General features: G+C 53.4%; 23 protein-coding genes and 4 pseudogenes. 13 read left to right on the top strand and 14 right to left on the bottom strand.

Annotation, left to right across the window (positions count from 1 at the left end):
- Nucleotides 1–19 precede the first annotated feature (19 nt).
- The 3 genes from ACQ4OB_RS22705 to ACQ4OB_RS22695 form a co-directional block, all read right to left on the bottom strand.
- Nucleotides 20–1,255: an RNA polymerase sigma factor gene (locus ACQ4OB_RS22705; RefSeq protein WP_430956480.1), complete on the bottom strand. Its 1,236-nt coding sequence runs from the start codon at nucleotides 1,253–1,255 to the stop codon at nucleotides 20–22.
- Complete coding sequence (locus tag ACQ4OB_RS22700) at nucleotides 1,255–1,605, bottom strand: YciI family protein (protein ID WP_008151161.1); 351 nt, start codon at nucleotides 1,603–1,605, stop codon at nucleotides 1,255–1,257. Before ACQ4OB_RS22700 ends, ACQ4OB_RS22705 begins: the two co-directional genes overlap by 1 nt.
- An 80-nt stretch (nucleotides 1,606–1,685) precedes the next feature.
- A complete protein-coding gene (locus tag ACQ4OB_RS22695; protein ID WP_008151160.1) occupies nucleotides 1,686–2,111 on the bottom strand; it encodes a YybH family protein in 426 nt (141 codons plus the stop codon).
- Nucleotides 2,112–2,251: 140 nt separating this feature from the next.
- Here ACQ4OB_RS22695 and ACQ4OB_RS22690 point away from each other — a divergent pair, with 140 nt between their 5' ends.
- The 8 genes from ACQ4OB_RS22690 to ACQ4OB_RS22655 all read left to right on the top strand — a co-directional run bounded on the left by ACQ4OB_RS22690 (nucleotide 2,252) and on the right by ACQ4OB_RS22655 (nucleotide 9,928).
- Nucleotides 2,252–2,737 (top strand): GNAT family N-acetyltransferase, encoded by a 486-nt coding sequence (locus ACQ4OB_RS22690; RefSeq protein WP_430956479.1) that lies wholly within the window; start codon nucleotides 2,252–2,254, stop codon nucleotides 2,735–2,737.
- A 7-nt stretch (nucleotides 2,738–2,744) separates the two neighbouring features.
- The gene (locus tag ACQ4OB_RS22685) at nucleotides 2,745–3,350 is read left to right on the top strand and encodes a pyridoxamine 5'-phosphate oxidase family protein (RefSeq protein ID WP_074879296.1); all 606 of its coding nucleotides are present in this window, start codon (nucleotides 2,745–2,747) and stop codon (nucleotides 3,348–3,350) included.
- A gap of 304 nt (nucleotides 3,351–3,654) precedes the next feature.
- On the top strand, nucleotides 3,655–4,713 hold the full coding sequence (locus tag ACQ4OB_RS22680) for a hypothetical protein (protein WP_074879298.1): 1,059 nt from the start codon (nucleotides 3,655–3,657) through the stop codon (nucleotides 4,711–4,713).
- Nucleotides 4,714–4,805: 92 nt separating this feature from the next.
- Complete coding sequence (locus tag ACQ4OB_RS22675) at nucleotides 4,806–6,134, top strand: MATE family efflux transporter (RefSeq protein WP_430956478.1); 1,329 nt, start codon at nucleotides 4,806–4,808, stop codon at nucleotides 6,132–6,134.
- A gap of 55 nt (nucleotides 6,135–6,189) precedes the next feature.
- Nucleotides 6,190–7,242, top strand: coding sequence for a hypothetical protein (locus ACQ4OB_RS22670; RefSeq protein ID WP_074879300.1), 1,053 nt, complete (start codon nucleotides 6,190–6,192; stop codon nucleotides 7,240–7,242).
- Between the two features lies 1 nt (nucleotide 7,243).
- On the top strand, nucleotides 7,244–8,080 hold the full coding sequence (locus tag ACQ4OB_RS22665) for an inositol monophosphatase family protein (protein ID WP_430956477.1): 837 nt from the start codon (nucleotides 7,244–7,246) through the stop codon (nucleotides 8,078–8,080).
- A 28-nt stretch (nucleotides 8,081–8,108) separates the two neighbouring features.
- On the top strand, nucleotides 8,109–9,245 hold the full coding sequence (locus ACQ4OB_RS22660; protein WP_074879304.1) for a radical SAM protein: 1,137 nt from the start codon (nucleotides 8,109–8,111) through the stop codon (nucleotides 9,243–9,245).
- Entirely contained in the window at nucleotides 9,242–9,928 is a 687-nt protein-coding gene (locus ACQ4OB_RS22655; protein ID WP_074879306.1) for a dTMP kinase, read from the top strand. Before ACQ4OB_RS22660 ends, ACQ4OB_RS22655 begins: the two co-directional genes overlap by 4 nt.
- A gap of 8 nt (nucleotides 9,929–9,936) precedes the next feature.
- Here the strand turns inward: ACQ4OB_RS22655 and ACQ4OB_RS22650 are convergent, their stop codons facing one another.
- The 4 genes from ACQ4OB_RS22650 to ACQ4OB_RS22635 form a co-directional block, all read right to left on the bottom strand.
- Complete coding sequence (locus ACQ4OB_RS22650; RefSeq protein ID WP_174553776.1) at nucleotides 9,937–10,107, bottom strand: hypothetical protein; 171 nt, start codon at nucleotides 10,105–10,107, stop codon at nucleotides 9,937–9,939.
- Nucleotides 10,100–10,597: a GNAT family N-acetyltransferase gene (locus ACQ4OB_RS22645; RefSeq protein WP_430956476.1), complete on the bottom strand. Its 498-nt coding sequence runs from the start codon at nucleotides 10,595–10,597 to the stop codon at nucleotides 10,100–10,102. The genes ACQ4OB_RS22650 and ACQ4OB_RS22645 overlap by 8 nt, the downstream gene beginning before the upstream one ends.
- A 314-nt stretch (nucleotides 10,598–10,911) precedes the next feature.
- Nucleotides 10,912–11,397, bottom strand: a complete 486-nt coding sequence (locus ACQ4OB_RS22640; protein WP_430956475.1) for a GyrI-like domain-containing protein — start codon at nucleotides 11,395–11,397, stop codon at nucleotides 10,912–10,914.
- A 67-nt stretch (nucleotides 11,398–11,464) separates the two neighbouring features.
- Nucleotides 11,465–12,127, bottom strand: a complete 663-nt coding sequence (locus ACQ4OB_RS22635) for a LysE family translocator (protein WP_076028352.1) — start codon at nucleotides 12,125–12,127, stop codon at nucleotides 11,465–11,467.
- A 139-nt stretch (nucleotides 12,128–12,266) separates the two neighbouring features.
- On the opposite strand from ACQ4OB_RS22635, the gene alaC reads away from it, so the two are divergent.
- Nucleotides 12,267–13,484: an alanine transaminase gene (gene alaC, locus ACQ4OB_RS22630; RefSeq protein ID WP_074879318.1), complete on the top strand. Its 1,218-nt coding sequence runs from the start codon at nucleotides 12,267–12,269 to the stop codon at nucleotides 13,482–13,484.
- 166 nt (nucleotides 13,485–13,650) lie between these two features.
- Here the strand turns inward: alaC and ACQ4OB_RS22625 are convergent, their stop codons facing one another.
- Together ACQ4OB_RS22625 and ACQ4OB_RS22620 are read right to left on the bottom strand one after the other, a co-directional pair.
- The gene (locus ACQ4OB_RS22625; protein WP_074879321.1) at nucleotides 13,651–15,003 is read right to left on the bottom strand and encodes a GntP family permease; all 1,353 of its coding nucleotides are present in this window, start codon (nucleotides 15,001–15,003) and stop codon (nucleotides 13,651–13,653) included.
- A gap of 82 nt (nucleotides 15,004–15,085) precedes the next feature.
- Nucleotides 15,086–15,619 carry a gluconokinase gene (locus ACQ4OB_RS22620; protein WP_074879323.1) on the bottom strand — a complete coding sequence of 178 codons (534 nt, stop codon included), beginning with the start codon at nucleotides 15,617–15,619 and terminating at the stop codon, nucleotides 15,086–15,088.
- Between the two features lie 213 nt (nucleotides 15,620–15,832).
- Here ACQ4OB_RS22620 and ACQ4OB_RS22615 point away from each other — a divergent pair, with 213 nt between their 5' ends.
- The 3 genes from ACQ4OB_RS22615 to ACQ4OB_RS22605 all read left to right on the top strand — a co-directional run bounded on the left by ACQ4OB_RS22615 (nucleotide 15,833) and on the right by ACQ4OB_RS22605 (nucleotide 18,271).
- A complete protein-coding gene (locus tag ACQ4OB_RS22615; protein WP_074879324.1) occupies nucleotides 15,833–16,864 on the top strand; it encodes a LacI family DNA-binding transcriptional regulator in 1,032 nt (343 codons plus the stop codon).
- 173 nt (nucleotides 16,865–17,037) lie between these two features.
- A complete protein-coding gene (locus ACQ4OB_RS22610) occupies nucleotides 17,038–17,670 on the top strand; it encodes a glutathione S-transferase family protein (RefSeq protein WP_102616394.1) in 633 nt (210 codons plus the stop codon).
- 184 nt (nucleotides 17,671–17,854) lie between these two features.
- Complete coding sequence (locus tag ACQ4OB_RS22605) at nucleotides 17,855–18,271, top strand: hypothetical protein (RefSeq protein WP_074879328.1); 417 nt, start codon at nucleotides 17,855–17,857, stop codon at nucleotides 18,269–18,271.
- An 87-nt stretch (nucleotides 18,272–18,358) separates the two neighbouring features.
- Here ACQ4OB_RS22605 and ACQ4OB_RS22600 read toward each other — a convergent pair.
- The 3 pseudogenes from ACQ4OB_RS22600 to ACQ4OB_RS22590 form a co-directional block, all read right to left on the bottom strand.
- A pseudogene (locus tag ACQ4OB_RS22600) lies at nucleotides 18,359–18,790 on the bottom strand (methyl-accepting chemotaxis protein); the annotation flags it as partial.
- Between the two features lie 111 nt (nucleotides 18,791–18,901).
- Nucleotides 18,902–19,573, bottom strand: a pseudogene (locus ACQ4OB_RS22595) (PAS domain-containing protein); the annotation flags it as partial.
- Nucleotides 19,574–20,094: 521 nt separating this feature from the next.
- Nucleotides 20,095–20,355: pseudogene (locus ACQ4OB_RS22590) on the bottom strand (LysR substrate-binding domain-containing protein); the annotation flags it as partial.
- Between the two features lies 1 nt (nucleotide 20,356).
- Here ACQ4OB_RS22590 and ACQ4OB_RS22585 point away from each other — a divergent pair.
- Nucleotides 20,357–20,503 (top strand): annotated as a pseudogene (locus ACQ4OB_RS22585) (glutathione transferase GstA); the annotation flags it as partial.
- Nucleotides 20,504–20,576: 73 nt separating this feature from the next.
- Here ACQ4OB_RS22585 and ACQ4OB_RS22580 read toward each other — a convergent pair.
- On the bottom strand, nucleotides 20,577–21,590 hold the full coding sequence (locus ACQ4OB_RS22580) for an ABC transporter substrate-binding protein (RefSeq protein WP_430956474.1): 1,014 nt from the start codon (nucleotides 21,588–21,590) through the stop codon (nucleotides 20,577–20,579).
- On the bottom strand, nucleotides 21,587–22,129 hold the full coding sequence (locus tag ACQ4OB_RS22575) for a sigma-70 family RNA polymerase sigma factor (protein WP_074879334.1): 543 nt from the start codon (nucleotides 22,127–22,129) through the stop codon (nucleotides 21,587–21,589). The genes ACQ4OB_RS22580 and ACQ4OB_RS22575 overlap by 4 nt, the downstream gene beginning before the upstream one ends.
- Nucleotides 22,130–22,133 lie beyond the last annotated feature (4 nt).

Here is a 22,133-nt window from a genome sequence, read left to right as displayed (position 1 = left end):
AGAGGCCCGCAAGATCACATCACTTCAGCTCCCGCAACCGGGCCTCGATAAACCGTCGTTCCGGCACTTGCTGCGTCAACTCCAACGCCCGCTCATAAGCCGCCCGCGCCTCCTCTACCCTTCCCAACTGCCGACAAAACTCCGCCCGCGCCGCGTGCGCCAAGTGGTAATCCAGCAAATCACCCCGCGCCAGGATCCCCTCGATCAACGTCAGTCCCGCCAACGGCCCATCCCGTTTGGAGATCGCCGCCGCACGGTTCAATTCGATCACCGGCGAAGGCGCTGCCCGCAACAGCACGTCATACAGACCCACAATCTCCAGCCAGTCCGTTTCCGCCGCCGTGGGCGCTTCGGCATGCGACGCCGCAATCGCTGCTTGCAGGCAATAAGGCCCGAAGCGCCGGGTTGTCAGTGCACGCTCCACCAGGGCGCAACCTTCAGCGATCATCTCGGCGTCCCACAACGAACGGTCCTGCTCATCCAGCACGATCAACTCGCCGCTCGCCGACGTCCTGGCCGTGCGTCGGGACTCGTGCAACAGCATCAGCGCCAGCAGTCCCATCACTTCGGGTTCCGGCAGCAGTTCCATCAACAAACGACCGAGCCGAATCGCCTCACGGGTCAAATCCTCACGGGTCAGTTCCGCGCCCATGGATGCGGAATAACCTTCGTTGAACACCAGATAAATCACCCGCAGCACGCTGTCCAGGCGCTCGGGCAATTCCGCCAGGGCCGGCACTTGATAAGGAATTTTTGCGTCACGGATTTTCGCCTTGGCCCGCACGATGCGCTGGGCGATGGTCGCTGGTGCCGACAGGAAGGCCCGGGCGATTTCTTCCGTGGTCAGGTCGCAGACTTCGCGCAGCGTCAACGGCACCTGGGCGTCCGCCGCGAGCGCCGGGTGACAACAGGTGAAAATCAGGCGCAGGCGATCGTCTTCCACGTCTTCGTCACTCCAGTCGGCCTGCTCCAGCGCCTCCAGTTGAGCGATCAGCATCGGTTGCGAAGCGACGAAGCGTGCACGCCGTCGCAACACATCAATGGCCTTGAAACGCCCGGTGGACACCAGCCAGGTTCGCGGATTGTTCGGCACACCGTCACGCTGCCAGCGCTCGACCGCGACGAAAAACGCTTCGTGCAAGGCTTCTTCGGCAAGATCGAAATCGCCGAGCAAACGAATCAGGGTCGCCAGAATCCGCCGTGAATCTTCGCGGTAAACCTGCTCGACCCGAGCTCGTACCGACTCGGCCGACATCAGGCGCCGGGGTTCAACTGACGAACGGGACGCACCTCAACACAGCCGACCCGGGCCGCCGGGATATTGCCGGCGACCTGGATGGCTTCATTGAGATCCTTGGCATCGATCAGGTAGAAGCCGGCCAATTGCTCCTTGGTTTCGGCGAACGGGCCGTCGGTAATCGACATCTTCCCGTTGCGCATCCGCACCGTGGTCGCGGTCTGCACCGATTCGAGCGCCTCGGCGGCGACCATTCGGCCGCTGCCCTGGATCGCCTCGGCGTAAGCCATGCATTCCGCGTCATTCGGGCTCTCGGGCAGCGAGTGCAACTCGTGCTCGTTGCTGTAGACCAGGCATAAATACTTCATGAGGCTCTCCTGAATCGAACGGATCAACTATGGCTGCTGATTGAAACTTTCGCGACATTCCCGACGAATCAGCACGACGCTCAGGGTTCCAGGTTGAACAGCACGGTGCCGCTCATCATGTCGAACGGGGCCGACCAGTGTTCGTGAACGATGCGCCATTGCCCGTCGTCGCGGCGATAGCAGGCGGTCACGCGCATCCAGCAGGCCTGGGTTTCGCCCTTCTCGTTGGTGCCGCCGCAATGGGCCAGCCAATGGGCGAAGGCGATGTGCTCGTCCGCCACGATGTTCATATGGTCGAAGTCGAACTTATGTGCGCCCTGGCACATTTCCATGCATTCCTGCCAATGCGCGCGGTAGGCGGCCTTGCCCCGAAACTGCAGGGCCTTGACCGCGTCATAGGAAACGATGTCCTCGGCATACAGGGGCATGAGTTTCTCGACATCCTTGGCGATGACCGCCTGGCGATAGGTGTCGATCAGGGTCTGGATTTCGTGGGTAGCGTTCATGGTGGTTCTCCGTGGTTTTTGTTGTGAAGACACCCTTAGTCGTCTGGCGAAAAACCAAATCGACAGTCCAAATAAAAATAATCCATGGACGCAAACTCGTTAGAATCCGAAACACATTTTCTTGGAAAAAGGACACTCCAGTGACAACCCGACTCGTGCCTTACGACAGCCTGAACGCGCTCCAGCGCCAGCAGGTCGAGGCCATTGAAGTTCACAAAGAACAAATCAGATTCTCCGGCGACATTCACGGTGCGTTGCACACCCTGCTGTCCAAACCCGGCCCCGGCGTCACAGGATTTGCGCTACTGGTCGAGGATGTTCCCGTGGCCTTCCTGCTGCTCAAGCGCCCGCCCGTATTGCCGGCGTGGGCCAATGAACACAGCGCCACCCTGCACGCACTGCAAGTCGATCATCGGGCTCAGGGCAAAGGCTATGGCAAGGCCTGTCTGCAAGCCTTGCCCGACGTGGCGCGTCAGGCTTTTCCGGAAATAAAGGGGCTGGAGTTGTCGGTGGATGCGGATAACGCATCGGCCATCGCGCTGTATGCAAAATTCGGCTGGGTCGACAGCGGCGAAGCCTATAAGGGCCGGATCGGTTACGAACGGCGCATGGGCCTGATTTTCTGAGGTGGTTATGCTCAACAGCATTGAAGAACTGGAAGCCCTCTACGGCCAGCCCCACGACCGCGCCGTACGCAAGCAGATCGCCTTTCTGAACGAGGACTATCAGGCGATGGTCCGCGCCTCGCCACTGGTGATCGTCAGCTCGGTGGGGCCTGACGGGATGGACGGTTCACCGCGGGGCGACACGCCGGGTTTCGTGCGGATCATTGATGAACGCACCCTGGCGATCCCGGATCGGCCGGGCAACAACCGCATCGACACGCTGCGTAACGTTGTGCTCGATTCGCGGGTGTCGCTGCTGTTCATCATTCCCGGGATTGGCGAAACGTTGCGGGTTAACGGCACGGCACAGATCAGCGCCGAACCGGGGTTGCTGGAGAGCTTTGCGGTCAATGGCAAACCGGCGCGCACGGTGATGCTGGTGACGGTGGAAGCGGCGTACTTCCACTGCTCCAAGGCCATCGTTCGTTCGGACTTATGGAACCCTGAGAAACACCTCGAACGCTCTGCCCTGCCGACGGCGGGTGCATTTCACAAGCGGTTGAACGATGGGCAGTTCGATGCCGAGACGTATGACCGCGAAGCGCCGGCTCGGGTGCGGGATAGCCTTTACTGACACAATCCTCCGCTTTACTCCTACAGAGTCCCAGGCGGTGACCTGTAGGAGTCTTCTCTCAAAGAAAAAAGAAACTTCACTCAAAGATTAAACACTTGGACTTCAATGTTTGTAAGGCGTTTCTGATTTTATATATAAATATTGACGAACAGCCTATGTCGACACTAGGGTTTTAGCACATGAACGCTATTACTTTTGCACTGGGGAACTCCAGGTAAAATACTTACCCATCTTTCTTCAGGTTGTCGTTCAGATTTAAGTGCCTCAGTTTATATTATCGCTATTACCCTGGGAGCAACATGAAATGACCGCCCTCGTAAAAACCTCGCAGTCAAAAATCTCGGACAATGAAATTTCCATACTAGATGGAAAAATCTTAATTCCAAAAAACTACCTACGCGAAAGAGCTTTTTTAGAAAGCACAAGCATTCTTATTGTTTCAGGATCTCTAATCGAAGGGATTGGAACCATTCATTCCGACATCGACTGTATCATTCTTTGCGAACAACGACCTAAAGCTAACAACATCGAAAACTGTGAACATGCATTGGTTACAGATATAAACTACCACTACATCACTGAAGATGAGGAGGTTCATAATACAACAAATTTTTACGGCAACACCAGCATCCACATTGATGCAGACTATATAACATTTTCCGAACTGGAAGAAATTTTTGCGAAAATTGAAAAAGCATTTGATGAAATCACCGATGATCAACGTTTTCTCTATGACCCAGTACTATCGAACACAGAGAACAATGTCATTCATAGATCATTAATTGGGCATGCGTTAGAAAACGAAGAAAGATTCAGTCAATTGAAATCCAGGATTCCTTTGGAGAAGCATATTTATGTAGCTCACCGTGAGAAGCTGCCCGTATTTTATGCATTTCAGGATATTCAAGGTTGCTGGCAATCGGGAAACCTCTGGATGGGTTGTGAGATCGCACGGGACATGATGCTAAAGACGACCATGAGCTTCACTTATTTAACAGGCACAACAAACAAACACTATAAGTGGGTTTACTCAAACATGTTCCGAGTCAGTGGGTTTGATGATATAAAAAATAGTTTCTTTGCGTTGGCCAGAAAGGGGGCGACCACAGAAGCTGAATGTCGCTTATACATTCAAGAAGCACTGAAATATATAGACCTGGTATTCTTGGCAATTGAGAAATTGTTAAAAAAATCAGATCTCTATCCATCTACGCTAAAATCTCTTTCCGCTTTGGACAACGAATTCAACAAACGAAAACAAACGAAACATAGAATATCCATGTGCGAGTATCACTTCAGAAAAAAATACTTTGCTGCGGAAGGAACTCCCTCTCTAATCAGCCTACTCAAAGAGTGGGATTGAGAACAGAACATAGCACATCAAGTCCTTGTTAGCGTGACGAATACAAATACCTTCCTGCTCATAATTATATTTATATAAACACGAGATCACGCATGGAAGTTACCCGACTAGCCATTCCCCTAATACTCTCCAGATTTGGCGAGATGACCGTATCATTATTTTATTTTTCATTTATCGGGCACTTTATAATTAGCTCTCTCAGCCATGCATCATTCGCATGGGCGTTAACTTCCTTTCTAACAGTCGTTGGCATTGGCTTTTTTTCAACATCGTTGATGAAGATAGCTGGATCCACTGACCTAAATACGAAAAGCGTTGAACTTGATTTAGTTATCTCCTTCAGGTTTGCATTTTTTTATGGAGCAATTATTGTTTCCGCAATATTTGCATATAGTGTTAGCGAATCAAAATCGCTTACGGATAACAATAATTTAGAAGGATTGAAATTACTATTGATACTCTCACTCTCTATTCCCGCCTTATACTTGCAGATAACCATCTTCAATTTTTTTAACGCCATAAAAATAGCCAAATACGAGTTAATATATACATGGCTATTCAACGCCACGCTTGCCTCAGCTTGCGCAATTTTGATTGCAACGAACACAAACACAAACGCTATTCATTTCATATCCACATATGTTGGCCTACGGTGTTTTTTTGTTGTGCTTGCATTCTGTTTTTTTGATCGAAAAATCCACCAGCACATCTTAAAATTTCGGCACTCACAAAGTATCCCGACGAAAACATATGTTAATTACTTTATTAACGGCCTTCCCATGGCACTTTGCTTTGGTGGTGAAAGCCTGTTATTTCTTATGCTCTCTTTTATTTCAAAGAGTTTGGGCGATGCTAGCCTATCAGCGTACCAGGCATCTCTCCATTTTTTAAGTTTCGTATACATGATTTCAATCGGAGTGGGAAATGCTACAGGAATAGTGGCCGCAAGACATTTTAAACTAAAGAAATTTTACTCATTGAGTACAACCTATATACAAGGCATAAAGCTCGGAGCCCTCATATTGACTCCGTTTTTATTGGTTTGTTTTTTCTTTAATGAATATATATCTATAATTTATACGTCCGACGTACCAACAAGAAAATTAATTGAGGGCAATCTTCTGATCTCGATCCCTTTTTTAGTATTTGAATATATTTATGTTGTGACCCGAATGACATTAAGAAGCATGGGCGATTTCTGGATTCCCACATTATTCACAATATCGTTACTCAACATTCTCGGACTGATACTTTCCGTCGGACTTCTATCCTTTTACAACTATAGCGTTCACTCAATATTCGTAGCTCTGGTGCTCTGTTCGTTTTTTCTGATGTCGTTTTTACTTTGGCGTTTAGGCAGCCTTTTAAGACAACTCAACCACCAATTAGTAGAGCGTCAACTTCCATACGACAGAGCATAAAATTCAATACTTACGACTGACTTTTAATCTTACGCACTATCGTGAGGATTTAACTATGAATCACGCACCTTACCCACAACATTCGCCACTCCAGCTTACTAGTTTTATAACCATTATTAGCGAGCATCATGGTTGGCGAACGTTGAGTGGCATACAAACAAGCGACTATTACGCCTACCGCAACGCCATACTCAATGGATGCCATCTTCAAAAGGCTTATTTCGATCTTCGACACCCTGAAGAAATGGTTTGTGATCTGAGCAACCTTGAGCCAATTTATAACGGCATGTCCGGTGATGACATTGTACGAATATGGGACTACTTGAATTCAAGTACAAGTAGAGTTGAGTTCGATGAGGTGCGTAGAATTAAAGGAGATGGACTATCACCAGAAATAGCTATTTCTGGCCCGTCAAAATCGCACCTTATTAAATTAAAGAATTCGCTTATTAGCGAAGCATTTGCGCATTGTCGTCGCGACGTACATCCCATTGCCATGAAAGCTCCAGCTCGAGGCATAACCAAGAATAGGTTACTTATAAATACAAACAACGAGACCATGGCATTCCACAACAGGTTCTGCGCCTTTTATAGTAAATATATTTCTCACGAACATTGGGACAGTAGTTCCGCCTTAAACACGAGATACATTTACGAGGACCATTCAGTTTGGCGACAGATAGAAAAAATATCAAAAAACAAGTTATTTTTATTGTCAGCAGGTTTGCCAATTGCACTAGGTTATTTAGCGACAACCGGAGATCAAAATATTTTCTTTTCAGAAGTTCATCGACAAAACGACTCTAGTCTACTGGGCAGAGATTTTGCTTTCCAAGATGTTTTCCCTTCCCCCCTACCGTCGAACGAGCCTTGGTTAATTATAGATAAAGCCTATACCGGAGGAAGTCTTAGACAAGCAGCAAATATGATCAGGAAAAGGTTCGGATATGATATCGATGTTAAAACAGTAGCACTATTCCCAAAATCACTTAGTGCCTTCATGAGCGCAGATTATGCTGTTTATGCTGGAAAGCTATTTGAAGTCAGGTCTTACGCCCCTCGATTAGATCGAGACCAATGGCACATACAATTAATAATGGAACAATAATATGAGACCATTATTTAAACGGGAACACATTCCTGAACTAGAAAAATGCCTCTACGAGGCCAGAAAACAATTACGCCGTTATTGGGCAGGAACCCTGGCCGGCCTACCAAACTTCGACACGGGAAACAAATACTGGAATAACTCCCAGACTCAATATGACTTAGATTGTCAGGACATATTGTATAACTGCCTTTCTAATATTAGCATGCGAATCACGATCTATTCCGAAGAGAATGTTTCAACAGTCACATTTGGTAATCAAGGTGAGTTCTATCTACTTATAGACCCTCTAGATGGCACACACAACGCAGCTTTAGGGTTTCCTGCTTATACATCTAGCGTGGCACTTTACCACGAAGGCGCCTATGTGTTTGGCTGGATCTATGATATTTCAAGAGACTTAGTCTATACCGCCGCATTGAGTGAGGGAGCTTACCTTCAGTCGCCCGTTATTGTGAAACGACTTCAGACTCGTAAAGTTCAGAGAATAGAAGACATGCACATCTCTTTTCATCGCCCTAAAGATAAAAGAGAAAAAGCCATAATCGAAAATATCATATGGTCCGCATATAAAATCCGCGTCTACTCTTGCTCATCATTGGAAATTTGCCTTATCGCTGCCGGGGCTCTTGATGCCTTTATTGATATAGATACACCGGGACATGAACGTAGCTGCGATATTGCCGCAGCAGAATTGATTCTAAGGGAAGCGGGTGGATCATTATTTGATAAGACAGGACATCCTAGATTCTCCCTGCCTCCATCGGCCGCTTCCCTTTTAGACAATGGAACGTTAATTGCCTTGTCTTCCGAAGAACTGATACGACTTATCTTGTAGTGCCCGGCCAATTCACTGGAGATATATCATGTTAACAAACACTGTAAATCTGAAACTTGAATTGTTGTGCAACGGAGTTAGCTTTACTAGAGACTTCTTAGAATATTACCAAGCTCAAATGGATCATATTGAAAAAAGGCGAGCTTACGGAACAGGTGACAGTATAATTCTTAGCTCAAGCATTCGCACTCCACAAGAAATAATTCTCGAAGGGCAGATTATTTCCGCTGCCAATCACAACCCAAACTCAGATTACCGTATAGCCTTAGAGCAAGAAACACCAGTTCTCAAACATGGAAAAAAAACCATAAAAATTACATTCCCTAGGCGACCTATATCTTATGGAAAGCACCTGAGTAACGGCGAGCTATTTGAGCAGCATATAACCGTCTATGGTAATTCTACACTCGGAATCTTCTCCCCCGGACACTGTTATTATTTTAACGATGGTCATGAATGCAAATTTTGCTCTCTGGGATCAGCAAGAGACAGCTTATCTGATCATAAGATGCGAATAAAAGGCAGCATGGCTGGCGAAGCAATAGGCATGGCTATTAACAATGAGAGCGACCGATATAAGAGGGTATTATTGAATGGAGGCACGATCCCAAACTACGACAAAGGATACTCAATACATATGGACTTACTTGAACAGGTAAAGAATAAAAACCTGCAAAGCCGTTTGGACTACCACTTAATTTCGATGCCTCCCAAGGACTTTCGTCTTTTTGATCGATTCAAAAAAATTGGCAATAATATGTCAATGAGCCTGGAGGTATTTAATCCTAGATTATTTTCGGAAGTTTGCCCGGGCAAAGCTCGCGATTATACTCGCGAAAGATTTCTTGCCGCTTTCGAGGCAGCTGTGGAAGTTTTAGGTCGTGGCAATGTATATGCAGGGTTTGTTGCTGGAATGGAACCATTAGAGTCAATTATTGAGGGCATTGAATACTTTGGCGACATGGGAGTAGTGCCTGCTGTTGCAGTGTTTCACCCTGACGCAGGTTCACAATACTCTAACAGGAGGCGCCCCTCAATGGACTTCCTGAAGTCACTTGGAAAAAAAATGTCGGACATATATCGCAGAGAGGGGTTTCAACCATTAATTGAGGGTAGCGGCAGAAACTCGTTGGACACTGAAGCTTACTTAGGGGGATTCGCATGAGTTATTTAGCTAAACAAGCTTTATTTATCGCGTTTGAAGGCACTGACGGAGCGGGGAAATCTACTGTTGCAAGGGCAACATATGACAAGATTTATGAATCCCATTCCAAACTCAAATATGTAGATAAAAATCGTCCACCGGTATCATTGGGGTATACAGAATTTCATATGTCCCGCATACGTGAAATCCTTTGGGATTACCCAGATGACGCCCCCTTGGATCAATTAGGCGATAGGCATTGGATAAGTTTAATTGCAGCATGGTTTCAAGCGACAGATTATGCTGCCATCAGGCCATTAATGGACTCCGGGTTTAGCTGCATCGCAGATGGTTGGTACTATAAATACTTAGCACGCTTTTTACTCAAAGACGCAGGTTTGGCTGAAGAGGCGTTAGCAATATTCTCAACAATTAGAAAACCTGATGCCGTCATTTTCCTGGATGTCGATCCGGTTCTTGCGGCGCAGAGAAAAGGATCTTTTCGTCTTAGCGAGAGCGGGGCCTACGATGGTGGCAATGAAAATCGCCTTAAAAGTTTCATTGATTATCAGAATAGAGTTCGATCCAGTTATGAGCGATGTGGTTTGGCTAATTGGGTGAGGATCGATACGACCGACCTTAGTGAGGCGGCTGTACTCGATAGAGCGGTGAGCGCGGTACACAACATACTCCGCGGGACATAGAGCACAGCTCAGACACCATTATCGTCTTGGTTCAACCGGCGCTGCAGCGCCAGTCTACCCAGAAGCGTCTCGCCAGAAATCAACTTTCGTTGCTCCTTGTCGCGTGTGGAAAAAGAAAGAAGCTTGATCAGCGCCATGGCCTCGTTTCGACGTTTACGTTCCTTGCAGAACTTAATCATGTAATAACTCCAACACCATCTCATGCCACGCCATCCCGCCATGGTCAGACGCTGAAGGCTTGATGTAGGCAAACCCGAACCCGGCATACAGCGGAATGTGCCGCTCCTTGCACATCAGATGGATGTCGGTCTTGCCCAGCGCGCGCATCCGCTCGATGAATTCGCCCATCAACCGTTTCGCCAGCCCCTGCCCCTGAAAATCCGGGTGCACCACCACCGACATGATGACCACGTGCGGGCCGGCCGGGTCGTGGCCGATCAGTTCCTTGAACGCCTCGTCCGACATTTCCACCTGAAACGCCGCACCGGAATTGATGAAACCGGCTACAACGCCGTCGACTTCGGCCACGATAAAACCTTCGGGCCAGGTGGCGATGCGCGTGGCGATTTTTTCGCGGGTGGCGGCTTCGTCGCCTTCGTAGGCAACGGTTTCGATGGCGTAGCAGCGGTCCAGATCAGCAGGTGTGACGTGGCGGATGACGGTGTTCATGGCAGCTCGAAATCAGCGGGAGGAAGGTTGGGGATCATAAATTAATAAGGTGTTCATATCGATCACCGCAGGCGCCGTAAAGCCTGCGTATAGGCGCTGTCATTGCTTGCCGGAGCGGATTATTGATGTGTCCTGTCTCTGGCCATCAATAAGGGGAACTCACCATGAGCAGCGTTCAGATCGGACTTCTTATGTTGTTGGGCATCAGCTCGTTTGGCTTTATCACGCTGACGATTGACCTGTTGCGAGCGCGACGGATGAAGCAAGGCAAGTAACGGGCAGGAGGCGGACGCCGAGTCCGCCTCCTGCGGTAATCAAGGCTTGAGCGGCAGCCAGATTTCCAGCACACCCGTATTGAGCTTCGGGTTGAAGTCTTCGCTGTAGCGTTCGAATTCCGGCGCGTCGGCCGCCTGATAACCGGACTGCGGCAGCCAGGTTTTCCAGATGTATTGGAAGGTCTGGGGCAACTGATCGAGAGCGCCTTTGTGCTCGAACACTGCGTAGTGCTGAGGTTGCACCTCAACCCAGCGGTATTTCTCGGGCAGGTCGTCGAGCTTGCTGATTTCAACGCCGGCGATGTATTCGAAGCCGCCCTTGCCATCCGGATTGCAACAGATGCCGTAGGTCACTTCGTTTTTTTGACCGGGAATTTTGCCAATCTCGGGAATGAATTTCTCCCAGAGCTCAGGGATTTTCCTGGAGGTTTCCTGGGTAAATCGTCCGCCAAGCCCTGCAATGAGCAGGAAGTGCCCGTGCTCGAAGCGTGGCTTGGCCGTTTCGACGCCTGTTTGCTCATCCATGGCTCAACTCCTTGGAACAAAAAGTGGGTTCGGCTGGGAGTATAGAAGCCAAACCCGATTCGCCCAATTACAGTGCGTGCAACGGCTCGACGGCACCTGCGCCGACGAACTCGTTATACCCCGATAGGATCACGTAGACCGCGAAATAGCAGAAGATCGCTGCCGATGCCATATAGGAGTAACGCAGTAATTTGTCACCGAGCAACTTGCCGCCGTGACTCGCGGCGAAGCACAAAGCCACGCACCACAGCACCCCGGCGCAGAGAAACCCGCCGAGAAACAGCGCCGAACTGAGGGCGTCACCGCCGCCGGAGCGAGCGATCAATGTGCCGCCCACCGCCGCGAACCAGAGAATGGCGCTGGGAGAGGACATGGCGAGGAAGATCCCGCGGAAAAACTCGCGCCGATGGGAGTTCTGGCCCACGTCTTCGGCCTGCGCCAATACCGCCTCATGGTGAATCGCCGAATAGATCATCTTCGCCGCGAAGTACAACAAGAGCGCCGAACCGCCGATCCACAATACCCAGCGCACGCTTTCGTATTGCAGCAAAACGGTCATCCCGGCCAAGGCCAGCACGGCGTAGATCAGGTCACCGACACAGGTCCCCAAACCCAGCGCGAAGCCTTGAAAATAGCCACGTTGCATCGCCAATGTGATCATCGCGATGTTGGCTACGCCGATGTCCAGGCACAGCGAAAGGCTCAGCAAGAAGCCACTGGTAAATTCCATCAACCGATTTCCTTCGGACAAATTTGTTTACATAGTCGCTGGACAGTTTGCCACATCAGCCCTTACATTCCGCCACAGGTCACCGCAGTGACCAGCGTCGCTCGGACGGTTCCGGGCGCTCACGTTATCCGAGGCAACAATGGCTAACCCAGGTTCGCCGCGCCGCTTTGCGCGCATAGATCGACTCCCCCCTTACGTATTCAACATCACTGCCGAGCTGAAGATGGCCGCCCGTCGTCGTGGCGAAGACATCATCGACTTCAGCATGGGCAACCCTGATGGCCCTACTCCGCCGCACATCGTCGAAAAACTGGTGACCGTCGCCCAGCGCGAAGACACCCACGGTTATTCGACGTCCAAGGGCATTCCGCGTCTGCGCCGGGCGATTTCCAATTGGTACAAGGATCGCTACGAGGTCGATATCGACCCGGAAAGCGAGGCCATCGTCACCATCGGTTCCAAGGAAGGCCTGGCGCATTTGATGCTGGCCACCCTCGACCAGGGCGACACCGTCCTGGTGCCGAACCCGAGTTACCCGATTCACATCTACGGCGCGGTGATTGCTGGCGCCCAGGTGCGTTCGGTGCCGTTGATTCCGGGCGTGGACTTCTTCGCCGAACTGGAAAGCGCGATTCGCGGCTCGATCCCGAAACCGAAAATGATGATCCTCGGCTTCCCGTCCAACCCCACTGCTCAATGCGTGGAGCTGGATTTCTTCGAGCGGGTGATCGCCCTCGCCAAGCAATACGACGTTTTGGTGGTGCACGACCTGGCTTACGCCGACATCGTCTACGACGGCTGGAAAGCCCCGTCGATCATGCAGGTGCCTGGCGCCAAGGACATCGCGGTGGAGTTTTTCACCCTGTCCAAGAGCTACAACATGGCGGGCTGGCGCATCGGTTTCATGGTCGGCAACGCCGAACTGGTCAACGCCCTGGCGCGGATCAAGAGTTATCACGACTACGGCACGTTCACCCCGCTGCAAGTCGCGGCGATTGCGGCGCTGGAAGGTGATCAGCAGTGCGTCAAAGACATCGCCGAGCAGTATCGGCAGCGTCGCAACGTGCTGGTCAAAGGCCTGCATGAACTGGGCTGGATGGTCGAGAATCCGAAAGCGTCGATGTATGTCTGGGCGAAGATTCCCGAAGCGTATGCGCATTTGGGCTCGCTGGAGTTCGCCAAAAAACTGCTGGCCGAGGCCAAGGTTTGCGTCTCGCCGGGCGTAGGGTTTGGTGAGTACGGGGATGATCATGTGCGCTTCGCGCTGATCGAAAACCAGGACCGGATTCGTCAGGCCATACGCGGCATTCGCGGGATGTTCCGGGCGGATGGGTTGATTCAGAAAACCAACGCCTGATTTATCAAGCAGACATAAAAAAACCGCAGCGATGCGGTTTTTTTGTGCTTGATCGTTCCCACGCTCTGCGTGGGAATGCATCCCGTGACGCTCCGCGTCACAGTGGACGCAGAGCGTCCATGGCGGCATTCCCACGCGGAGCGTGGGAACGATCAGTGCAGTGTGTTTAAACGAACAGCGACAACAGCAGGATGAAGCCCAGGCCCACCACGGACAGGATGGTTTCCATCGCGGTCCAGGTCTTGAAGGTTTCCGCCACGGTCATGTTGAAGTATTGCTTCACCAGCCAGAAACCCGCGTCGTTGACGTGAGACAGGATCAACGAACCGGCACCGGTCGCCAGTACCAGCAGTTCACGGTTCACACCTGGAATCATCCCCACCACCGGCACCACGATGCCCGCACCGGTAATGGTCGCCACGGTTGCCGAACCGGTCGCAATACGGATCACTGCCGCCACCAGCCACGCCAGCAGGATCGGCGAGATCTGCGCTTCCACCGCCATGTTGCCGATGACATTACCCACGCCGCTGGTCACCAGCATCTGCTTGAAGCCACCACCGGCACCGATGATCAGGATGATTGCGGCGGTGGGTGCAAGGCTGGCATCCAGCCATTTGAGCATCTGGTTAGACCCAATGCCCTGCTTGTAACCGAAGGTGTACAGCGACAGCAGCAACGCCAGCAGCAGTGCCGAGATCGGATGACCGATCAGGTCCATGAACGTGCGGAAGAAGTTGCCGTCCGGCAGCACCACATCGGCAAAGGTCTTGAGCAGCATCAGGAACACCGGCGACAGCACGGTGATCAAGGTGATGGCGAAGCTCGGGAGATCGGCAGACTCGTCATCACGCGCCAGTTGATCGACCAGTTCCTGGTTAGGATGACCCGGGATGTACTTGGCAATGAACGTGCCGTAGATAGGGCCGGCGATGATAGCCGTCGGCAGCGCAACGATCAGGCCGTAGAGAATGGTTTTACCGATGTCGGCACCGAACACGCCGATGGCCAGCAACGGCCCCGGGTGCGGCGGAACCAGGCCGTGCACCGCAGACAGACCGGCCAGCAGCGGGATACCGATCTTGATGATCGACACGCCGGTACGCCGGGCCACGATGAACACCAGCGGGATCAGCAGCACGAAGCCGATTTCGAAAAACAGCGGAATGCCGACCAGGAACGCGGCGAACATCATCGCCCACTGCACCTTGTCCTTGCCGAACGCGCGAATCAGGGTCTGGGCAATCTGATCCGCCCCGCCCGACTCGGCCATCATTTTGCCGAGCATGGTGCCCAGCGCGAGGATGATCCCGACGAAACCGAGCACCCCGCCGAAGCCGTCCTGGAACGCCTTGATGATGGTGCCGATCGGCATGCCGGAGGTCAGCCCGAGAAAGGCTGCGGCGATGATCAGGGCAATGAATGGGTGAAACTTGAACTTGGTGATCAGGACGATAAGCCCGATCACCGTGACCACTGCATCGAGCAGCAGGAACGTCTCGTGGGACATGCCAAACATTAGGGGTGTCTCCTGGTTGTTGTTGTTATTAAAACGGGGAATTCGCAGGCCATCAGGACAGCGCTATCTTTTCTGGCAAAACTCATACGGCGTGTTTCAGGCCATGAGCCTGCCACCAGTCATGAGCTTGCTTCGCCAATTGCTCGACGCTGTGCTTCGACGCGTCCAGAGCCAGGGTCAGTGGCTCGCCAACAGGCGATTCAAGGGTGGCGAACTGGCTGTCGATCAATGTCGATGGCATGAAATGGCCCGGCCGATGGGAGACACGATCGGCGGCGACTTCAGGGGTCAGTTCAAGAAACACGAAGCCCAGGCCCGGCAAGGCGCTGCGCAGACGTTCGCGGTAACTGTGTTTGAGAGCCGAGCAGGTCAGCACCGGGCGTTCGCCTTGGGCATCGATGCGGCGCAGTTCATCGCACAGGCTGTCGAGCCAGCCGGCACGGTCTTCGTCGTTCAGGGGGATACCCGCGCTCATCTTTTCGATATTGGCGGCAGGGTGGAAAGTGTCGCCTTCAATGGCGGTCGCGCCGCTGAGTTGGCACAAGGCCTCGCTGACGCAAGTCTTGCCGCAACCGGCAACGCCCATGATGACCAGGGCGGTGATGGGATGATTCATGTAACACCTCAGCGCGCAGACAGCGCTACCTTTGCCAGTTATGACACCAGAAAAAGTAGAAGTTGCCGACGCCTTCTTGTCATTTTTGTGGGTTGCAGCATGTTCGTTCCCAACGCCAAAAAACGGGGATCAGGCAAACCCCGCTCACGCATTTGCAGCTGCGTCGAGACAGCGCTACCTTAGTGCCTCGAATTTTGTTTGGCAAGCCGTCCGATGATCTCCCCTAAAAACGATAAAAATACGCGCACCACTGGCCGCCCCACTTTGAACGAAGTCGCACGCCTGGCCGGTGTCAGCCCGATTACCGCCTCTCGCGCCCTGCGCGGAGTCAGTACGGTGGCCACCGAACTGGTGGAAAAAGTACAGAAAGCCGCCCTCGACCTCAACTACGTGGTCAACCCTGCCGCCCGCGCGCTAGCCTCGGCCCAGAGCCATTCCGTCGTGGTTTTGGTGCCTTCGTTATCCAACCTGCTGTTCATCGACACGCTGGAAGCCATTCATCAGGTTTTGCGACCAAAGGGCTTCGAAGTGCTGATCGGCAACTTCCATTACTCACGTGATGAAGAAGAAAACCTGCTGCGCAACTACATGGCGTATCAGCCTCGCGGTTTGCTGCTGACCGGTTTCGACCGCACCGAAAGTTCGCGCAGGATGATCGAGGCGAGCAACATTCCGTGCGTGTACATGATGGAACTGGACAGCGCCGCCGGCCTGAATTGCGTGGGGTTTTCGCAACTTGCGGCAGGCGAAACCGCGGCCGAGCATTTGCTATCACGCGGTCGCAAGCGTCTGGCCTACATCGGCGCGCAACTGGATCAACGCACGTTGCTGCGCGGCGAAGGTTTCCGCAAAGCCCTGCAAAAAGCCGGTTTGTATGACCCGGACCTGGAAGTCCTGACCCCGCGGTCTTCCTCCGTCGGCCTGGGGGGCGAACTGTTCCTGCAACTGCTCGCCAGTCATCCCGATGTCGACGCGATCTTCTTCGGTAACGACGACCTGGCCCAGGGCGCACTGCTCGAAGCCATGCGCTGCGGGATCAAGATCCCCGAACAAGTGGCGATCCTCGGTTTCAACGACCTGCCGGCCTCGGCCCATATGGTCCCGCGCCTGAGCAGTATCAGCACCCCGCGAGAAGCCATCGGTCGCCGCGCGGCGGAGCAGATGTTGACGTTGATGGCTGGCAACACGGTGGCCAAACCGGTGCAGGACATGGGGTTTGAGTTGAAGGTGCGCGAGAGTACCTGACGCTTTGATCGCTCCCACGCAAGCGTCAGAACGGCGCATCGCCCATGCCGTGGGTTTTCAACTAATCTTGATAGTGTTCCAACTTTGCCAACTTCGGCGTTGCCGGATCCGGTTTGAAAACGCTGAATGTCTGTTAGATTCCTGAAGCGTCGAATCGCTAATGGAGTAGCTCAATGGAACATGCACTGAAGATTCTGGGTAAAGCCTCGTCCATCAACGTCAGGAAAGTCCTGTGGACCTGTGAGGAACTGGGTGTTGCCTACGAACGTGAAGACTGGGGCGGCGGATATGCGTCGACCCACACGCCGGAGTTTCTCAGGCTCAATCCCAACGCACTGGTGCCGGTGATCATTGATGAGGCCGGCGTGCTGTGGGAGTCCAACACCATCTGCCGCTATCTGGCCGGCAAACACCACAACACCGATCTTCTGCCCCACGAACCGGCGGCGCGTGCTCGGGTGGAGCAGTGGATGGATTGGCAAGCCACCGAACTCAATGCCGCCTGGAGCTATGCGTTCACGGCATTGGTACGCAAGGATCCGGAGTTCCAGGACCCGCATCACATTGCCGCTGGCATACGCGGCTGGAATCAGAAGATGGGCATCCTCGAGCATCAGCTCGCGGCCACCAAAGCGTATGTCGCCGGACCGCACTTCACGCTGGCGGACATCGTCATCGGGCTGTCGGTCAACCGCTGGCTGATGACACCGATGGAGCGCCCCGACTACCCGGCCATCGACGAGTATTTCCAACGGTTGGCACAACGTCCGGGATTTCTTAAGCATGGCTGCAATGGCCTGCCTTGAGCGGCCCCGCGTTTTCTCGGCTGCAGTTTTCAACAGTATGACCGTTGGTCCAATTCTTCTTCCACAAAGAACCTGACTGTCACTTCTGTCAGTAGACAGCATTAGCCGGGTGGAAAATCATGTGTCTCCTCCGCGTCGATAGATCACCGCGGCTCTGTTTGTAATGTGGCAAAGGAGATGACCCATGAGTAATAAAAAAGCCGTCGGGCTGTTCAGTGCAACAATCAGGGAAAATGGCGGCGAACCGCTGAGCCTTCCAGCCAAGCAAATCGTTTTCAGCGTTAAAGAATATGAACTCATAGTTGGCGGGTTCGCCCGAGATGACTTCCCTGTAGGCTGGGGAGTCCAGCTAGGTATATATGATGGCGAAATCAAACCTGGCTCATATGCGTTCGACAACGGTAGAAGAGTCGGAGGTTTTTACAACCCTCGAGACCCTGATAGTTCCTGGATCGGGCAAGAACAGTCGGGAAATATCACCTTGATCGAAGTGGACCTTGAAAAAAAATTCGTGAGGGGCACGTATCAATTCATCGCTGTAAGCAGTCATGACCCACAGAAAAGTGCGGAGATAGAAGGCAGTTTCTCACTCACCGAATAGGTCAGGCGCCCCTCGCGACACATGAACGTTTCGAGTGATAAAAATTGCCCCTTTAAAGTATTAAGGGGCAATTCGTTCAGACCACCGCTAACTTATTTGCAACGTCGAATTGAACTGACTGATCGCATCCACCACATGCCGCGACCCTTGCTGAATCTCCATAATCACCGCTCCCGCCTCGTTCGCCAGTTCCACCCCAAGCCCGGTTCGGCTCAAACTGGACTGCATGCTCGACACCGCGCTCAATGACAAATCGTGGTTCTTGCGCACCACTTCAACGATCTCCACCGTTGCCTGGCTCGTTCGTGCCGCCAGGCTGCGAACTTCATCGGCCACGACCGCAAACCCGCGCCCGTGCTCCCCGGCCCGGGCCGCTTCGATCGCGGCGTTGAGCGCCAGCAGGTTGGTCTGATCGGCAATGCCGCGAATGGTCTGGACGATGGTGCCGATGATGTCGGACTGTTTACTGACGGCATCAATGCTCAGCGCCGCTTCGTTCAAGTCTTTGGAAATGTCCTGGATGGTCTGCACCGTTTGCTGCACCACCTGCGACCCCTTCTGCGCACAAGCATCGTTTTGAACCGAGGTGCTGTGGGCCGACTCCGCGGCGGTTTGCAGGGTGGTCACCTGATCGGTGATGTCTCTGGCGAACTTGACCACTTTGTACAACCGCCCCTTGGTGTCGAACAGCGGGTTGTAGGAAGCCTCCAGGAAAACCGTATGACCGTGCTTGTCTTTGCGCTCGAAACGGTGCGAGTGATATTCGCCGCGATTGAGCGAGGCCCAGAACGCTTTATAGGCCTGGGATTCGGCTTCGGCACGATGACAAAACAGGCTGTGGTGCTGGCCAACCACTTCGTTCAGCGAGTAATGCATCGTCTTCAAGAAGTTGTCGTTAGCGGTGATGACCTTGCCATCCGGGGTGAATTCGATCACCGCCATGGAGCGACCGATCGCCGCGAGCATGCTCTCGTTTTCGTGCTCCTTGTAGATCCTGGCCGAGATGTCAGTGGCGACTTTGATCACACTGCGAACCTGACGATCAGCGCCGAACACCGGCATATAGCTGGCTTCAAGCCAGATCTCCTTGCCGCGCCTGTCCAAGCGTAGAAAGGTTCCGCTCACCGGTTCGCCACGGGCCAGGTCACGCCACAACTTGGCGTAGGCTTCGCTGCGATAAAACGCTTCTTCGCAAAAGATCCGGTGATGCTTGCCGCGCACTTCTTCGGCGCTGTAACCCATGACACTGCAAAAGTTGTCGTTGGCATCGAGCACGATGCCTTCGGGGGTGAACTCAATCATTGCCATCGAACGACTGACCGCCGCCAACTTCGCGTTAGCCTCGGCCAGCGCGCAACTGAATCGTTCGATTTCCTGCAGGTCGGTCTTGTGATGTCGGTTAAACATAGTCGTATCACCTTCAGCGCGGTCTTTTGTTTGATGAAAGTTCGTTGGTCTTTCAACAGCTCCACCACTACGTTCCAAGGAACAGGCACACGCATCCCTCCACAGGAAGGACTGGGTCAGGTGATCAATGATGTTTAATCGGAGAGTCCATGCAGCAACACTCTTATCAAGACATCCTTCTCTTGATAGCCCGGAATCGGACCAGCCCTAACGTTCTGATAAGACATTCCATTGACCGGACAGCTCCGTGTTGTTCAGAGTCGGCGCCTTGGGTTGCGCACACTTTTAACGTGTATGACGACCTTCACTGGCGGTCGACATAGTTAGTTACGAGTCAGCATAGACAGGCAAGGAAGGTAATCAAGGCCACTAGTCGGCCAGTATCGAGGACAAAAACGGTTCAGCATCGGCATATGTCATTTCTTAGCGAGCATGCCCATCAACGCCTGCACCGCCGCCGAGGGTGGTTTGTTCGTAGCGGCCACCAAGGCGAATTCGCGATCGATACGCGGTTTGACCGGCACCACGCGCAGCCCCTGAAGTTGGCTCGGCAGTGTCATCTCCGGCACCAGCGTCACGCCGATGTTTTCCCGCACCAGGGTGAACGCACTGCTCCATTCACGGACCTCGACCCGAACGTCGCGCAGCTGCAGTCCGGCATCCTCCGCGAGGCTGCGTGTTGCCGATGCGTATTTGTTTACGGTGTTGCGATGGACGTCGCTGTTTGGGATTGATTTGAAGCAGTGGCCGGCGCTGGCGCGGTTTCAGGCGCGGGTTGATCAACGGCCTGGCGTGAAGGCTGCATTGGCCGCTGAGTCGGAGTAAGGCGGCAGACCCTTCGCGAGCAAGCCCGCTCGCGAAAGCTATCTGACAAACACCGCTGAAGCATCAGAAAAAACTACAAACTCGCACTCACCTTGGTCGCCACCTCCCCTGGCACCCAGCCCTTCCAGATCTGCGGCTGATCACGCAAAAACGCTTCGGCCACCTGACGCGGTTGCAGGCGCTTTTCGCTCATCTGGCCGAGCGTCTGGTTCAGCAGATCGATCGGCAGGTCGACCTTTTCGAAGAACGCCACCAGGTCCGGGTACTGCGCCTTGAACGGCGCGGACACACCAATCGCCAGGTTCGCCGGCATCGACCGCGTGCCTTTGGGATTCGGGTTTTTAGCGTCGGCCAGGGTCTTCCAGGCTTCGGCGTCGAAAGCCGGCTCGTCAAGTTTCACCAGTTTGAAACGCCCCAACAACGGCGTCGGCGACCAGTAGTAGAACAGCACCGGTTTGCCACGGCGGATCGAAGAAGCCACCTCGGCATCCAATGCGGCGCCAGAACCCGTGCGGAAGTTGACGAAGCTGTCGGTCAGGTCATAGGCCTTGAGTTTTTGACTGTTGACGATCTCCGAGGTCCAGCCCGTCGGGCTATTGAGGAAGCGTCCACGGCTCGGGTCTTCCGGGTCGCGGAACACGTCCTTGTAGCGCGCCAGGTCGGCCACGGATTTCAGCTCCGGGGCCAGGGGTTTGATGCCGCGTTCGGGGTCGCCCTTGATCACGTATTCCGGCACCCACCAGCCTTCGGTGGCGCCTTTGACCGTGTCGCCCAGCCCAAACACTTTGCCTTCCGAGGCGGCTTTGACCCACGCCGGACTGCGCCCGGCCCACTCTTCGCCGATCACTTGAATATCGTTCCTGGCCAACGCCGCTTCGAGGCTGACAGTGCTGCCCGGAAGGGTATCGGTCGGGTAGCCGTAACCTTTCTCGACAATCAATCGCAGGATTTCGGTGATCAGGCTGCCGCTTTCCCAGGTGATGTCACCGAAATGGATCGGCGCGGTTTTCTCCGCGGCGGGAACGTGGGTTGCCACAAGGCTCAGGGCCAGCAGCGAACTGCCGAGCAGGGTTTTTATCGATCTCATGCGGACCTCCGGGTCAGGGAATTCAAGGATTGGTTGGCGCGGTGCCGGGCACACAGGGCTTGAGTGCGAGTCATGTAAACGCTGACCGAGCGCTGGGAAATGCCCAGTTCGGCGGCGATTTGGGGGTAAGTCAGACCGTCGATTCGCGACAACAGAAACGTTGCGCGAACCTTGCCCGGCAAGCGCTCCAGCGTACGGTCGAGGCCATGCAAGGCCTGGGTCAGTTGCACCCGAACTTCGGGTGAAATCGCTTGCTGCTGATCGAGGTGTTGCAACTGATCGAGGTGTTGGCGTTCCAGCTCACGGCGGCGCCAGAGCTGATAGATCAACCGCTGGGCAATGGTGGTGAGCAAGGCACGAGGCTCGCGGATCGGGGCAAGCCCCGGTGATTCGAGCAACTGTAGAAAGGTTTCGGCAGCAATGTCTTCGACGCTGGAACTGGCGCCCAGATGCCGGCGCAACCGTGCGCATAGCCAGGGGTAATGCGCGCGGAACAATCCGCCCACGTCGTTACGATGGGAAAGGTCGGTGCCGGACATAGAG

It is taken from the genome of Pseudomonas sp. ES4, assembly GCF_050586665.1.
Classification (GTDB): domain Bacteria; phylum Pseudomonadota; class Gammaproteobacteria; order Pseudomonadales; family Pseudomonadaceae; genus Aquipseudomonas; species Aquipseudomonas frederiksbergensis.
The sequence above is the reverse complement of the archived record's forward strand: the minus strand, read 5'-3'. Positions and strand labels throughout refer to the sequence as shown.